The sequence below is a fragment of the Pseudomonas sp. ADAK21 genome (assembly GCF_012935735.1).
GTDB classification, from domain to species: Bacteria; Pseudomonadota; Gammaproteobacteria; order Pseudomonadales; family Pseudomonadaceae; genus Aquipseudomonas; species Aquipseudomonas proteolytica.
On record NZ_CP052857.1, the window covers coordinates 5,166,255 to 5,180,043 of the forward strand.

The 13,789-nt window shown below is 59.1% G+C and carries 14 protein-coding genes; 5 read left to right on the top strand and 9 right to left on the bottom strand.

Annotation, left to right across the window (positions count from 1 at the left end; all coding sequences use genetic code 11):
- Positions 1-19: 19 nt before the first annotated feature.
- The 6 genes from HKK57_RS23260 to HKK57_RS23285 form a co-directional block, all read right to left on the bottom strand.
- Positions 20-745: a fimbrial biogenesis chaperone gene (locus HKK57_RS23260; protein WP_169390850.1), complete on the bottom strand. Its 726-nt coding sequence runs from the start codon at positions 743-745 to the stop codon at positions 20-22.
- 132 nt (positions 746-877) lie between these two features.
- Positions 878-1,684, bottom strand: coding sequence for a 2-oxo-tetronate isomerase (gene otnI / locus HKK57_RS23265; protein WP_169390851.1), 807 nt, complete (start codon positions 1,682-1,684; stop codon positions 878-880).
- A gap of 39 nt (positions 1,685-1,723) precedes the next feature.
- On the bottom strand, positions 1,724-2,362 hold the full coding sequence (otnC, locus tag HKK57_RS23270) for a 3-oxo-tetronate 4-phosphate decarboxylase (protein WP_169390852.1): 639 nt from the start codon (positions 2,360-2,362) through the stop codon (positions 1,724-1,726).
- Positions 2,359-3,651, bottom strand: a complete 1,293-nt coding sequence (gene otnK / locus HKK57_RS23275; RefSeq protein ID WP_169390853.1) for a 3-oxo-tetronate kinase — start codon at positions 3,649-3,651, stop codon at positions 2,359-2,361. The genes otnC and otnK overlap by 4 nt, the downstream gene beginning before the upstream one ends.
- A gap of 20 nt (positions 3,652-3,671) precedes the next feature.
- Entirely contained in the window at positions 3,672-4,646 is a 975-nt protein-coding gene (denD, locus tag HKK57_RS23280; RefSeq protein ID WP_169390854.1) for a D-erythronate dehydrogenase, read from the bottom strand.
- 15 nt (positions 4,647-4,661) lie between these two features.
- Positions 4,662-5,972 carry an MFS transporter gene (locus HKK57_RS23285; RefSeq protein WP_169390855.1) on the bottom strand — a complete coding sequence of 437 codons (1,311 nt, stop codon included), beginning with the start codon at positions 5,970-5,972 and terminating at the stop codon, positions 4,662-4,664.
- A 165-nt stretch (positions 5,973-6,137) separates the two neighbouring features.
- Between HKK57_RS23285 and HKK57_RS23290 the strand changes: the two genes are divergently transcribed.
- From HKK57_RS23290 to HKK57_RS23300, 3 genes are all read left to right on the top strand, one after another.
- Positions 6,138-6,917: a FadR/GntR family transcriptional regulator gene (locus tag HKK57_RS23290; RefSeq protein WP_029291706.1), complete on the top strand. Its 780-nt coding sequence runs from the start codon at positions 6,138-6,140 to the stop codon at positions 6,915-6,917.
- 249 nt (positions 6,918-7,166) lie between these two features.
- Positions 7,167-7,346 (top strand): hypothetical protein, encoded by a 180-nt coding sequence (locus tag HKK57_RS23295; protein ID WP_029291708.1) that lies wholly within the window; start codon positions 7,167-7,169, stop codon positions 7,344-7,346.
- Between the two features lie 705 nt (positions 7,347-8,051).
- Positions 8,052-8,486 carry a hypothetical protein gene (locus tag HKK57_RS23300; protein WP_169390856.1) on the top strand — a complete coding sequence of 145 codons (435 nt, stop codon included), beginning with the start codon at positions 8,052-8,054 and terminating at the stop codon, positions 8,484-8,486.
- A 215-nt stretch (positions 8,487-8,701) separates the two neighbouring features.
- Here HKK57_RS23300 and HKK57_RS23305 read toward each other — a convergent pair whose 3' ends face one another.
- The 3 genes from HKK57_RS23305 to HKK57_RS23315 are packed head-to-tail and all read right to left on the bottom strand — an operon-like array spanning position 8,702 to position 11,104.
- Positions 8,702-9,319: a dTMP kinase gene (locus HKK57_RS23305; protein WP_169390857.1), complete on the bottom strand. Its 618-nt coding sequence runs from the start codon at positions 9,317-9,319 to the stop codon at positions 8,702-8,704.
- Positions 9,316-9,645, bottom strand: a complete 330-nt coding sequence (locus HKK57_RS23310) for a lysozyme inhibitor LprI family protein (RefSeq protein WP_169390858.1) — start codon at positions 9,643-9,645, stop codon at positions 9,316-9,318. Before HKK57_RS23310 ends, HKK57_RS23305 begins: the two co-directional genes overlap by 4 nt.
- Before the next feature lie 52 nt (positions 9,646-9,697).
- Positions 9,698-11,104, bottom strand: a complete 1,407-nt coding sequence (locus HKK57_RS23315) for a hypothetical protein (protein WP_169390859.1) — start codon at positions 11,102-11,104, stop codon at positions 9,698-9,700.
- 161 nt (positions 11,105-11,265) lie between these two features.
- On the opposite strand from HKK57_RS23315, the gene HKK57_RS23320 reads away from it, so the two are divergent.
- Both HKK57_RS23320 and HKK57_RS23325 read left to right on the top strand, forming a co-directional pair.
- Positions 11,266-11,640 carry a RidA family protein gene (locus HKK57_RS23320; RefSeq protein WP_169390860.1) on the top strand — a complete coding sequence of 125 codons (375 nt, stop codon included), beginning with the start codon at positions 11,266-11,268 and terminating at the stop codon, positions 11,638-11,640.
- Between the two features lie 94 nt (positions 11,641-11,734).
- Positions 11,735-13,738: a peptidase U32 family protein gene (locus HKK57_RS23325; RefSeq protein WP_104912341.1), complete on the top strand. Its 2,004-nt coding sequence runs from the start codon at positions 11,735-11,737 to the stop codon at positions 13,736-13,738.
- Positions 13,739-13,789 lie beyond the last annotated feature (51 nt).

Genomic DNA, 13,789 nt, shown 5'->3' on the forward strand with positions numbered 1-13,789 from the left:
CGGTATTCCCCGCGATCCATCACTTGAGGGCCGCGCGATGGCGGGCCTGCAAGCCGATATCGGTGATTTCGGTAAAGTTGATTTGGCTCCCGGCGCTGATGGGTGCCTTGGTGCTGAAGACCTTGCGCTCCCCGGGCTTGAGCAATACGTAGTCCTCCAACGCCTGAACCTGGCCGCCGGAATCGCTCTGCACATCCACCAGGGACAGATGAAACGCACTGGGATTGGTGACGGTTACCGATTGCGCATCGGTGCGGCTCCACACCAATTGCTGCACGGCCTCGGACGAACTTCCTGCAAGCCCTGGCGGGCGATAGAACAGCTTGAGACGCTGGCGCACGGCAAATTGCACACTGTCGGCGGTTTCCGGTTTCAGCGGGATTTCCATGACGTTGAGCAGGAACATCGACTCCACGTCGCCGGGCAAGCCTTCGCCGGCGTACAGAATGCGCAGCAGGTGATGCTGTTGAGCATCCAGGCGAACCAGCGGCTGGACCACGGCAAAAGGCACCGCCTGGGTTGCATCATCGTTGTCCCCAGTGACCCAGCTTTGCACCACCAATTCGCTGGGGGACTGATTGACGATATTGATGCTGGCTTCTTTGAATTGGCCAAAGTAGATCAGGCGCGTGCCTTCAATCTTGACCGCCGCCTGCGCGCAGGGCGCCAGGGCCAGCAGCGCTGCAACCAGCGCGCTGATCCAGAGCAAGGGACGGCACAATGGCCAGTGGTTGAGTGGTGACATGAGGGCCCGTAGCTTTCCTGGGTATGTTCGCAGTGGCTTCGGGGTGCATGGTAGGAGGTGGGGGCCGGGGATTCTCTCAGGCGATTCTTAAAAGCGCCAATCAGGTTCATGGGCCAGGTTAACGAACCGCTGTCAGCCTGGGCGGCCTTGAGTCGAACGCGCCTGCCAATCGCGCAGCCATTGCAAACCTTGGGATGTGTTGCCCCGTGGCCGGTATTCGCAACCCACCCAGCCGGTGTAGCCCAGTTGGTCAATCAGCTCGAACAAATAGGGGTAGTTCAACTCGTTGTGCAGGTCCGGTTCGTGGCGATCCGGCACGCCCGCAATCTGGATATGGCCGATACCGGCGAAATCCCGGCGCAGCGTCGTCGCCACGTCGCCCTCGACGATCTGGCAATGGTAGATGTCGAACTGGACTTTCAGATTGGCGTGGCCGACCGCTTTGCAGATGGCGTGCGCCTGATGCTGGTGGTTGAGGAAAAAGCCCGGGATGTCCCGGGTATTGATCGGTTCCAGCAGTACGGTGACGCCGATTTTGGCGGCCTGGGTCGCTGCGTAGTCGAGGTTCTCCAGGTAGGTCTGCTGGTGCCTGGCGCGATCGGCCTCGTCTGCCAGCAGCCCGGCCATTACGTGAATGCGGTCGTTGCCCAGGACGGCGGCATATTCCAGGGCCTGATCGAAACCTGCGCGAAACTCCGATTCGCGGCCGGGCAAGGATGCGGTGCCTTTTTCCCCTGCCGCGATATCGCCGGGCGGCGCGTTGAACAGGGCCTGGACCAAGCCATTGTCGTCAAGCCGCTGCTTGAGTTGCTGCGCGGGATAAGCGTAGGGGAACATGTATTCCACGGCCCGGAAACCATCGCTAGCGGCGGCGGCAAAACGGTCGAGAAAATCATGTTCGGGGTAAAGCATGCTGAGGTTGGCAGCGAAACGAGGCATGAAGACTCCTGCGGTGAAAAATCAATCGTATGGCCTGGGTTACCACTGAACCCCAAAGACCTCGTGCAACTCATCCAGTGCCGACTGAGACAGGGGAGTCGGTCTTGGCTGGTTCATCAACCACAGGCGTGCGGTTTCTTCCAGCTCTTCCAGGGCGTAGCTGGCCTTGGACACTGAGCTTTCCCAGATCACCGGCCCCAGGCGTTCAAGCATTACACCGCGCACCAGGTTAGCCAACTGCGCCACGCGCTCGGCGACCTTGGGGGAGCCGGGACGCTCATAGGCGATCTGCGGAATGCGCCCGACTTTCATCACTTGATAAGGCGTCAACGGCGGCAGGATCATATCGTCCTGCCAGACGCCGGCCAGGGTCAGCGCCACCAGGTGAGTGGAGTGGGTGTGGACCACGCCGCCAACCCCAGGGTTGCGATCGTAGACTTGACGGTGCAGCGCCAGCGTCTTGGAAGGCTTGTCACCGCTGACCCAGTCCCCGGCCAGGCTGACCTTGGCTATCGCCGCCGGGTCGAGGCGCCCCAGGCAGGCGTCCGTGGGGGTGATCAGCCAGCCGTCCTCCAACCGCGCACTGATGTTGCCGGCGCTGCCCACCGTGTAGCCACGGGTATACAACGAAGCGCCAACGTCACAGATCTCTTCACGCAGGGTGTTTTCGTTGCTCATGCCGGAACTCCTGCCAGTTGCTTGAGAGCCTTGTCGAAGAAGTCCACACCACCGAAATTGCCCGACTTGAGTGCCAGCGCCAGCGGTTCCCCGGGCGTGCTGACGCAGGCGGGTACTCCAGGGTCGATTTGCGCGCCAATCTGCAATAGCTGGATATTCAGCGCCTGGACCACGGCGCCCGAGGTTTCCCCGCCGGCGACCACAAAGCGCCGTACGCCGGCCTCGCGCAGACCGCTGGCGATCCGCCCCATGGCTTGCTCGACCAAATGCCCCGCACGCTCGGCGCCCAGCTCGCGCTGGACCGCCTTGACCTCATCGGCCGTGTTGGTGGCGTAGATCAACACAGTTTGCGCATGGTCGGCAGCGAAGGCCAGTGCGTCCTCAACCACCGGCTTTCCCGCCGCCAACGCTAGCGGGTCGACCCGCATCGCCGGACGACCTGCCTGCAGCCAGTTCGCGATCTGGCCCAGGGTGGCCTGGGAAGCGCTCCCCGCAAGTACCACCGCCGCGCCTTGGACCACGGGCACGTGCGCGGCGTCCAGGTCGCGCAGCTTGCCGGCACGCCGGAAGTTGCCCGGCAGGCCCAGCGCCAACCCGGAACCGCCGGTGAGCAGCGGCAAGTCCGCACAGGCTTCGCCCAGTAGATAGAGATCGGTATCACACAGGGCGTCGGCGACAGCCATGCTGACACCGTCGGCGCGCAGTTGAGCAATGCGCGCGCGTATGCTCTCCACGCCGGCGGACACGCTGTCGTGGCGCAACAGGCCGACCTTGCCTTGGGTCTGCGCTTGCAGCACGCGAACCAGGTTTGCGTCTGTCATGGGCGTCAATGGGTGATGCTGCATGCCCGACTCGCTGAGCAATTGGTCTTGAACGAACAAATGCCCACGAAAAACCGTGCGGCCGTTTTCCGGGAAGGCGGGGCAGGCAAGGGTGAAATCGCTGCCAAGGGCCTGCAGCAAGGCTTCGCTGACCTGGCCGATATTGCCGGCCGCCGTTGAGTCGAAGGTTGAGCAGTATTTGAAGAATATCTGTTCACAGCCACGTTCACGCAGCCAGTGCAGCGCTTGGAGTGATTCCTCGACGGCATCGGCGGCCGGCACCGTGCGCGATTTCAGGGCGATGACAATCGCGTCGGCATCGAGTTGGTCGGCAACATCGACAGCGGGAATGCCGATGCTTTGCACCGTGCGCATGCCGCCGCGCACCAGCATGTTGGCAAGGTCGGTGGCACCGGTGAAGTCATCGGCGATGCAACCCAGCAGCGGCCGGGCAGGGGCATTCAACATGTCGAACTCCTCAAGCGGGTTTAGCCGGGCTGGTATTCATGGATGAACTGCTCGATCACATCGGTGAAACGCTCATCTGCGGTGAAGCCCAGGTCCCGGGAGTAGGTGGCACAAAACGCACCCGGCCAGGAACCGACGATGCGCTCGATCGCCTGATTGGGTTCCAGGCGAATGCGTTCGGCCACTTGCGCGCCGGCTGTCTGGCGCAGGGCGTCGATCATGCGCTCTACCGTGATCGACAGGCCCGGCATGTTGATCACTCGGCCCTCCGTCAACTGCTCGCTACCCAGTTCATGGCCATGGATCAGGTTGCGAATGGCCTGTGCAGGCGACATCAGCCAGAGCCGGGTGTCGAGCGGTACCGGGCAGACGCTGGTCTGGCCGCTGAGCGGTTCGCGGATGATACCGCTGGCGAAGCTGGAGGCTGCAAGGTTTGGCTTGCCCGGGCGCACGACGATGGTCGGCATGCGCAGGCTGCGACCGTCGACGAATGCACGCCGGCTGTAATCGGCAAGTAGCAGGTCGTTCATGGCTTTTTGTGTGCCATAGGAGCTTTGCGGCGCCCATACCTGATTATCTGGCACCTGTTCCGGCAACCGCCCGCCGAACACCGCGACGGAGCTGGTCATCACCCATTTTGGGCATGTGCCAAGCTGGCGCACGCGCTCCAACATGTGCTGGGTTGCACTGAAGTTGATGCGCATGCCCAGTTCAAAATCGGCTTCGGCCTGGCTGGAAACCACCGCAGCCAGATGGAAAATGCTGTCGGTATTGGCATCGATCAGGCGCTCCAGCACATGGGCGTTGGCGATATCGCCACACACCACTTTTACCCGGGGGTCATTGATCCCCGTCAGTTCGACCATGTCGAACGCGACAATCTGCTCGATGGGCCGGGACTGGCCCATGCGGTCGGTGAGCGAACCACGCAGCAGCAGCGCTTCGATCAGGCGGCGGCCAAGGAAGCCGGCTGCACCGGTCACGAGAATATTCATGAGTTACTCCAAACGTCAGCGGTTGACGAGTTTTCCGGGAATTCTGAAGACCAGCAGGGCGCCGAGGAACAGTGCGCTTGCCATCACATACATGCCGATTGTGGTGCTGTGGGTCAGGTCCTTGAGGAAGCCCATCAGGTAGGGCGAGACGAAGCCCGCCAGGTTGCCCCAGGAGTTGATCAGGGCAATCCCGGCAGCCGCCGCCGTACCGCCAAGGAACGCAGTCGGCAGGCTCCAGAACAGCGGCAGGGTGCTCATGGCGCCCATCGAACCCAGGGTCAGGCCGATCATCGACACCGTGAAGTTGTCGCTCCAGGTCGCAGAGATGAACAGGCCGATGCCCCCGAGCACGGCGGTCAACGCCAAGTGCCAGCGCCGTTCGCGCAACCGGTCGGCACTGCGCGAAACCAGGATCATGGTCAGTGCAGCAGCGGCGTAAGGGATGGCGGTGAGCATGCCCACCTCGAACACATCGCTGACACCGGCCTGGCGGATAAGGGTCGGCAACCAGAAACCGACGGTGTAGAAACCGGCGATCATGCAGAAGTAGATGGCCGTCAACAGCCAGATACGCGGCTGCAGGAACACCTCTTTGAGGCTGTGTTTCTGGTGGCCGACGGCTTCTGCGTCAATGCGCGCCTGCAGCAGGGTTTTTTCTTCACGGGTGAGCCAGCCAGCGCTGGAGATACGGTCGCTGAGGCAGAAAACCACCAGGAAGCCGACAGCAATCGAGGGTAGCCCTTCGAGGAAAAACAACCATTGCCAGCCCGCATATCCATGAACCTCATTGAAGGCGCTCATGATCCAGCCGGACAACGGCGCGCCTATCAGCCCGGACAGCGGCACGGCGGTGGCGAACAGCGCGTACATCTTGCCGCGGCGGTGGGTCGGGAACCAGTAGGACAGATAGAGGATGACCCCCGGATAGAACCCGGCCTCGGCGATCCCGAGCAGGAAACGCATGATGTAGAAGGATGTCGGCGTCGTCACCAGGGCCATGGCCGAGGAGATGATGCCCCAGGTGATCATGATGCGTGCGATCCACAACCGCGCGCCGACGCGATGCAGGATCAGGTTGCTGGGCACCTCGACGAGGAAGTAGGCAATGAAGAAAATCCCTGCGCCGAGGCCATAGACGGCTTCGGAAAATTGCAGATCGTCTGACATCTGCAACTTGGCGAAACCGACGTTTACCCGATCCAGGTAGGCGACCAGGTAGCACAGCAACAACAGCGGCATGATCCGCCACGCCACTTTGCGATACGCCAGGTTCTCGAAGCGATCTGCGGGTACGACGGCACTGGTTTGAATCACTGATTCAGTCATGTGTTTCCCCCATCCTTATTTTTATAGTGGGTGGCGTTGTTTGTGTCGGATTACATGATGGGGCGTTTTTTATCATAATACGTCATACGAATTCAACGGCTAAATCCAGAGAGGACGGCGGGTCTAAAATGCAGTACCTTTCACAGATTTGAGCCAGAGTCGTCTATGCCCACTCCTGACAAATCCTCCTGTAGTGCCGATACGCTGGGTACCCTGAAGGACTCCGCCAAGGGCACACTGTCCGATCAGGTGACGGCGGCCCTCAAGGCCTATATCGCCAGCGGCGAAGCGCTGCCAGGCCATCGCCTGCCCACCGAACCGGTACTTTCGCAGCGTTTTGGCGTCAGCCGCACGGTCATCCGCGAGGCCATTTCGCGCCTGAAGTCGGCCGGCCTGGTCGAGGTCCGCCAGGGCAGCGGTACGGTGGTCAGCGAAGGGGCACACATCAAGGCATTCACGATTGACCTGGATGTCGGCGGGTCGATCGAGGCTGTATTGAGAGTCACCGAACTGCGCCGCGGCATCGAAGGCGAGGCAGCGGCATTGGCGGCCCAGCGACACTCACCGGCGCAACTGGAAGCCATCCACCATGCGCTCAAGGCCATTGATGCAGCGGAGCAGGGGAGCCGCGATGGGGTTGAGGAAGACTTGGCGTTTCATCACTCAATTTCCAAGGCGACCGGCAATCCGTTGTACCCGTCATTGCACGAGTTCATCGCGCAATTCATCAAAGAGGCGATCCGCATCACACGCTCCAACGAAGAGCGGCGCCGAGACCTGGCCAAGACCGTCCGGGCCGAGCACTTTGCCGTGTACGCGGCCATTGCCGCGCGTGATCCAGAAGGCGCACGGCAAGCGGCGCTGGAGCATATCAATAATGCGGTAGAGCGACTTAAAAGTGCGGATCCGTCGTTTTGGCAGAGTCCGGGGGCGAGGAAGGTTTAGTGTTTGAGCTTGGGAATGTGAGTGGGGCATTATAACTAAAATAAATAGTTATTAATTTCAGTTATAAGCTATTGAGATATAAAGAGTAGGGCACACACCCACATTACCAGCTATGCGATTGTTGAATATGGAAATAACCACTATCGTCAAAAGCGCTAAAAAACTAGTAGTTCCTACAGTAGCCACAACCCTGGAATGCCCGGAACATCGGGTTTCCAGCACCTTGTGGTGTCTATGAGGAGAACGAACATGAATAAGATCTACGACGATGAACTGAAGGCTATTTCGACCAGGCTCGCTGCCATGACGGCTGTTGAGCGGCAACGCGCGTTGGACTTCTTGAATGGCAAGGCTGAACTGCATCCCGATATGGGGAATAGTGCAAGCGTGGCTGGTGTTACAACGACTCCCGTTAAACCCATTGAGTGACAAGGTGCCGCTATTCGGCGTTGAGCCACACGAAGCATTCACGCCAATATCCGGCAACTTGGCCAATATTGCGTACGCAGAGTAAACCTCCGGTGATCTATAAGATTCGGGCGGGGTTTCTTTGCGTACGGAACACCTGGGGCGATTTGGTTGGATCGGTATTGCGGCGGCCTCTGGGAATAATGAGCGTCCTGCAGCACGTGTCCAATCGGTGGCCATCGCCAAACATGAGGTGTGGGTTGCTGTGACATCGCCAGGCAGCAAGCTGGGCCAGAGGATGAGGATTTGAGGGCAGGTTGCCTCAATCATTCAGAACCCGTAGGAGCGGGCATGCCCGCAGCGCATCAGCACGAGGACTTGACCAATCCTACGGCAACATTCATAGGGCAAATAGGGGAGGAGGGATGCATTTATCGCCTGACACCTTGCTGATCTAGCCGCTAAATTTGAGGTCGATTCCTCCGGCGTTCGATCTGATTTTCACCGTGAAAAATAGAGTAGGTAATCGGATCCGACTCGGTTGAACTATAACTAAACTAAATGGATATTTAGTTTAGTTATATTTATTCCTTATATTAAAAGGACAAAGCTAGCTCATCCTTCGCGCGAGTGTGGGCACATGCACGATACTTAACATTTGAGCATCATAAAGGGACGGTCTATATGCGGGGAATGCTTACGTCAGGTCTATGGGTGGCATGTTTCGTGACCAGTGCCACGGCGCTGGCGGATGAACTGCCGCGTAGCGAGCAGATAAAAGCGTTCCGCGCTGCTGGATTTAACCAAGAGGCGTCGGAGTGCGAAATCGAAACAACAGGTAGCTACACACCGGCAACCATGGAGTTGGTTGAAGACCTGAACGGTGACGGCCGGCCGGATGCCTTGATTACCGAAGGCAGCACTGACTGTTATGGGCAAGCAGGTACTGGATTTTATCTAGTCAGCCAGCAACCTGACGGTCACTGGAAACTCATGCTCAAAGAAAGCGGCGTCGCTGAGTTTCTCGCTAGCAAAGGCAGTAATGGTTGGCCTGATATCGAAGTCGGCGGCCCGGGCTTTTGTTTCCCAGTACTGCGTTATGACGGGCAACGTTATCAATTTCACCACAGCGTTGGTGAACGGTGTGCTGACTCGCCGTAAACGTCCGATGGCACAAGGGTCAAACGAAGGCAGGTCAGCGAGGGCGACGGTGGCTGCTTTTGAATCTGGGGTGCGGTTGGTTCTATGTCGCTTAGTGAAATGCACCGAACAGAGCCCCTGAAGGACAGCCCACTTGGTTCGCATAATGTATATTATGTTAAATCGGATGCTATGTCAGATATGTTCATAAGCCACGTAAGTCATAGATTACTAACTCACCTCTGGCCAACCACCCTATAGATCTCAGCAACCACCTGCCTTGTTGCGTCTTCGATCGGTCCTTCATTACGACATAAAACCCAACCGTGATCCGCAACCGCTCGCTCGAACGCCTCGGTACACGTCACATGTTCTTCCAACCTATGGATCACCGTGCTGCTCAGTCCACGCCGTCGCGCCGCAGCCCTCGCCCATGAAACACCTGGTGCGGTGACAATCCCCACGTGCAAGTCCGGTACTCGCACGTTTCGGTCAATGTTCAATTGCAGAATCTCTGCAAACGGCACTATGCGGCGAAACGCTGCATCGGATGGGTACCAGCGATCAATCAACACAATGCTACCGGGCGGCTGTTTAGCCAGGACGTGTTGAGAAATCCACGCACGGCTGTCAGCGAGCCGTTCACAAATCTCCAACTCCAGGTCCCGCGAGGGATTTCTGACCAGCTTGTTAACGAGGGCCATTGTTTCCCGTCTAAAGGGATCGCTTTTTTTCTCGCACAGCCGGATGACCTTTTTGTTGTCCGCCCTTAGTGCTTTGGTAACGGCTTCCAGCAGTGTGGTTTTTCCGGTGCCCTTGGGCCCGTCCAGAGAAACAAACAGCAGACGATTCATTGCTGCAGTTCAACCAACCGCTGCTTGTAACTGTCACGCACGCAGGCCTGTCTGTCATCAGCCTTCCAGCAGTCATTGCGGCCCTTGATCCAGCCACGTTGTTGGGCCTTGAGCATCTTGGCCTGGCTACCGGCCTTTTTTAGCGCGGCGCTGTAGGTGCTCGCCATTTGACGATCAAGGGCGCTAAGCGCTTCGCTGCCGCAGATCAGCGTCTCTATTGAGCTGGTCAGGTGCGCGCTGCACTTGAACGAAGGTCCCGTCTGGGCGTGTGCGTCGAGGGCAAAAATGGCCACTGGCAACAGCGCCGCTCGGATAAATAAATGCATGAGGGGGTTCCTGACGGTATTCGGTTCGCCTACGAAGATAAGCCTTGTGCGGCTAAGGATGCTCAAACAAATAGATTTCCTGAAAGCCTAGGCGGGTTTGCTCATTAACTAACAACAATCGGCCGTCCATATAGGTAATGCCCGCCAGTACCGATGGATGAGGATGGCCATGACTGTTTCGGGCGCCGTATGAAATGACGGAGTTCACTCCTTGGCGATGATTCAGACCGGCGTTGTAAAAACGTGTGCTCGCTACCGGTGCTGCCCCATGGTGCGGCATTACTACGGTTTGGGTCTGGGGAAGCTCAACTGTGTAATGGGCTTTAAAATCCTGCCAGATCGCGGGTTCGCCCAGCGGTGCATCGCCTGTACCGATCCAGCCTGGGAGCAAGCGCTCCCTCGGTGGCAGTGATGGATAGTACTTATAGAAATAGTGGAAATCGTCGTGGATAGTCCTACACCAAATGGTTGACACATCAGCATTAAACGCTGGCCCCGAATACAAGCCCAGCGACAAGAAATTAGCCAGTAGGTCGCCATTGGTCTCGCTCAGCCAGGTTGGCTTGTATTTCAAGATGGCTTCGCGGTAAGCGGCAACCGCTAAATCGCGATTGCCGCTCGGGCCACTGGATTTTGTCGTACCGTGGCCCTTCTTTGCTCGCCCCTTGGGGGGCTTGACATTAAGCCAGGCGATTATGTCCCGGGCACCATTGTTTTGATCGCTCAAGGCGGCAACCGGAAACCGTATATGTGCCAAAGCTTCAATGATCAGCCCGCCCAGGGCCGGGTCCAAGCCACGGTTCCAGAATCTTAGTTTCCAGGCATCGGCAATCCCGGCGACGGATGGCCCGGCTATCAAGTTGTCGTTATCCAGCATGACAATCCCTGGCGCGGCGCCAGTGCTCTGCAGGATCACCGGAACGCGCCGTGGAAACTCTTGCGTGGAGGGCTGCTCGGTGCCCTCTGCCGCCCGAGGTTGAAACGTGCCATCTTCAGTATTCCGCGAGCCGATTTTGACCATCGTGACAGGGTGGCCCCAAAACGTATTGGCATTGTTGGCAAGGCCGTGTAGCTGCTCGATTGTGCGCTCGTCAAATGCATGTGCCTGGCTGGCAATCACCAGTGCCAGTTCTTCAATACCCAGGTAGGGCAAAACGATACGATCGACCGAGTAGCGCTCTATCAGTTTCTTTGCGCCGTTCATGTGATCGGCGTCGAAGTGAGACAGGATCAACAGGTCAAGCACTGCCCTGCCCCCGCCTGCCGCCCTCTGCTCCAGCGAAAGCCGATGCAAGGCGTGCTTGAGTCCCGGGGCTTCCCGTCCGAATGCCACCATCGCCCCGCAATCATAGATGTAGTCAAACCGATGCGTGCCGCTGACCGCCTCAAACTCTACCGTGGCCGAATGAAAAGAACCTTGGCCTACGCCATGCTGGACCCGTGAATGTTTAACCTTCATGTCTTTAAAGCTCCAATGTCCAGGCCAGCAAAGTACTTGTGCGCAATAGTGGCATTTTAGCCACCCGTTTTCGACATCATCTAACTCTCAAATCAGCTGTGGCACACGTTGACCCCGGGTAAACTGCCGGCCTGATCCACTTCTTGAATAAAAGAGCCTCCATGAGCCACCTAGACTACACCCCCGACCTCGACCCAGACTCCATCTCATCCGACGTCATCGGCTTCAACGGCATCCTGGTCTCCACGCAAATCCCGGTGCGCGCCGATGGCAGCCTGGAACTGGGCGATATCACCGCGCAAAGCGAATGCACCCTGCAAGCCCTCAAGGTCGCGCTTGAACGTGCCGGCAGCAGCATGGACCGGGTCATGCACTTGACCATTTACCTCACCGACATGGCCGACCGCGCCGCATTCAACGAGGTCTACAAACGGTTCTTTGCCAAACCCTGGCCAGTACGCGCGGCGGTTGGCGTGGCCGCATTGGCGGTCGACGGCATGCGCGTCGAAGTCACAGCGATGGCAGCCAAAGGCTGAGCCCTGCGCGCCATTGGGCATCCAGCGGGTGCCCCCCCGGCGATTCACGGCTACAATGCGCACCTCAACCGTGACAAGCCTGACTAAAAAAACTATGTCCTTGCCCAAGCATCATCTGGAATTGCTCAGCCCTGCCCGCGATGTCGCCATCGCGCGCGAGGCTATACTGCACGGCGCCGACGCCGTGTACATCGGCGGCCCAAGCTTCGGTGCCCGCCACAACGCCTGCAACGACGTGAGCGAGATCGCCCAACTGGTGGAATTCGCCCGTCGTTATCACGCCCGGGTGTTCACCACCATCAACACCATCCTGCATGACGACGAACTGGAACCGGCCCGCAAGCTGATCCACCAGTTGCACGATGCAGGGGTTGATGCACTGATCGTCCAGGACCTGGGCGTGATGGAGCTGGATATCCCACCCATCGAACTGCATGCCAGCACCCAGACCGACATCCGCACCCTGGCCCGGGCCAAGTTCCTCGATCAGGCCGGATTCTCCCAACTGGTGCTGGCCCGCGAGCTGAACCTGCAGGAAATCCGCGCGATTGCCGATGAAACCGATGCCGCCATCGAGTTCTTCATCCACGGCGCGTTGTGCGTGGCGTTCTCCGGGCAGTGCAATATTTCCCATGCGCAAAATGGCCGCAGCGCCAACCGTGGCGATTGCTCCCAGGCCTGCCGCCTGCCCTACACCCTCAAGGACGACCAGGGTCGTGTTGTCGCCTTTGAAAAACACCTGTTGTCCATGAAAGACAACAACCAGAGCGCCAACCTGCGCGCCCTGGTAGATGCCGGCGTGCGCTCGTTCAAGATCGAAGGCCGCTACAAGGACATGGGCTATGTGAAGAACATCACCGCCTATTACCGCCAGCGCCTGGACGAGATCCTTGAGGACCGCCCCGACCTGGCTCGCGCCTCCAGCGGCCGCACCGCGCATTTCTTCCTGCCGGACCCGGAAAAGACCTTCCACCGTGGCAGTACCGACTACTTCGTCAGTGATCGCAAGATCGATATCGGTGCCTTCGACACCCCAACCTTTACCGGCCTGCCAGTCGGCGTGGTGGAAAAGGCCGGCAAGCGCGACTTGCAGGTCATCACCCATGAGCCGCTGTCCAACGGTGACGGTTTGAACGTGCTGATCAAGCGCGAAGTCGTGGGTTTCCGCGCCAATATCGCCGAGCCCAAGGGTGAGTTCGACGAAGACGGCGAGAAGCGCTACCGCTACCGCGTCGAGCCCAACGAGATGCCGGCGGGCCTGCATCAGTTGCGGCCCAATCACCCGCTCAACCGCAACCTGGACCACAACTGGCAGCAAGCGCTGCTCAAGACCTCCGCCGAGCGCCGGATTGGTGTGTCCTGGCAAGCCTGCCTGCGCGAAGACCAACTGCAACTGACCGCCACCAGTGAAGAGGGGGTGAGTGCCAGCACCACCCTGCCCGGCCCGTTCGGCGTGGCCAACAAACCGGAACAGGCGCTGGATACCTTGCGCGACCTGCTCGGCCAACTCGGTACCACCCAGTATCACGCCACGGCCATCGAACTGGATGCGCCGCAGGCGTATTTCATCCCCAACTCACAGCTCAAGGCCCTGCGCCGAGATGTGATCGAAGCGCTGACAGTGGCCCGTGTCGAGGCCCATCCCCGTGGAGGCCGCAAAGCTGAAACCACGCCACCACCGGTGTACCCGGAGTCGCACCTGTCGTTCCTGGCCAACGTCTACAACCAGAAGGCTCGCGATTTCTATCATCGCCATGGCGTGAAATTGATCGACGCGGCCTACGAGGCCCACGAAGAAACCGGTGAAGTGCCGGTGATGATCACCAAGCATTGCCTGCGCTTCTCCTTCAACCTGTGCCCCAAGCAGGCCAAGGGCGTGACCGGCGTACGCACCAAGGTTGCACCGATGCAGCTGATTCACGGCGATGAGGTGTTGACCCTGAAGTTCGACTGCAAGCCTTGCGAAATGCACGTGGTGGGCAAGATCAAAGGCCATATCCTCGACTTGCCGTTGCCGGGCAGCGGCGTGCAGCAGCAGGTCGTGGGGCATATCAGCCCGGCCGACCTGCTCAAGACCATCCCCCGCGCACCACACTGACCCACGCCCTTGTAGGAGCCGGCTTGCCGGCGATAGCGCCCTCCAGATCGC

Coding starts and splice junctions, on each gene's coding strand:
- HKK57_RS23260 (WP_169390850.1), bottom strand. CDS start 745: ATGTCACCACTCAACCACTGGCCATTGTGCCGTCCCTTGCTCTGGATC.
- otnI (WP_169390851.1), bottom strand. CDS start 1,684: ATGCCTCGTTTCGCTGCCAACCTCAGCATGCTTTACCCCGAACATGAT.
- otnC (WP_169390852.1), bottom strand. CDS start 2,362: ATGAGCAACGAAAACACCCTGCGTGAAGAGATCTGTGACGTTGGCGCT.
- otnK (WP_169390853.1), bottom strand. CDS start 3,651: ATGTTGAATGCCCCTGCCCGGCCGCTGCTGGGTTGCATCGCCGATGAC.
- denD (WP_169390854.1), bottom strand. CDS start 4,646: ATGAATATTCTCGTGACCGGTGCAGCCGGCTTCCTTGGCCGCCGCCTG.
- HKK57_RS23285 (WP_169390855.1), bottom strand. CDS start 5,972: ATGACTGAATCAGTGATTCAAACCAGTGCCGTCGTACCCGCAGATCGC.
- HKK57_RS23290 (WP_029291706.1), top strand. CDS start 6,138: ATGCCCACTCCTGACAAATCCTCCTGTAGTGCCGATACGCTGGGTACC.
- HKK57_RS23295 (WP_029291708.1), top strand. CDS start 7,167: ATGAATAAGATCTACGACGATGAACTGAAGGCTATTTCGACCAGGCTC.
- HKK57_RS23305 (WP_169390857.1), bottom strand. CDS start 9,319: ATGAATCGTCTGCTGTTTGTTTCTCTGGACGGGCCCAAGGGCACCGGA.
- HKK57_RS23310 (WP_169390858.1), bottom strand. CDS start 9,645: ATGCATTTATTTATCCGAGCGGCGCTGTTGCCAGTGGCCATTTTTGCC.
- HKK57_RS23315 (WP_169390859.1), bottom strand. CDS start 11,104: ATGAAGGTTAAACATTCACGGGTCCAGCATGGCGTAGGCCAAGGTTCT.
- HKK57_RS23320 (WP_169390860.1), top strand. CDS start 11,266: ATGAGCCACCTAGACTACACCCCCGACCTCGACCCAGACTCCATCTCA.
- HKK57_RS23325 (WP_104912341.1), top strand. CDS start 11,735: ATGTCCTTGCCCAAGCATCATCTGGAATTGCTCAGCCCTGCCCGCGAT.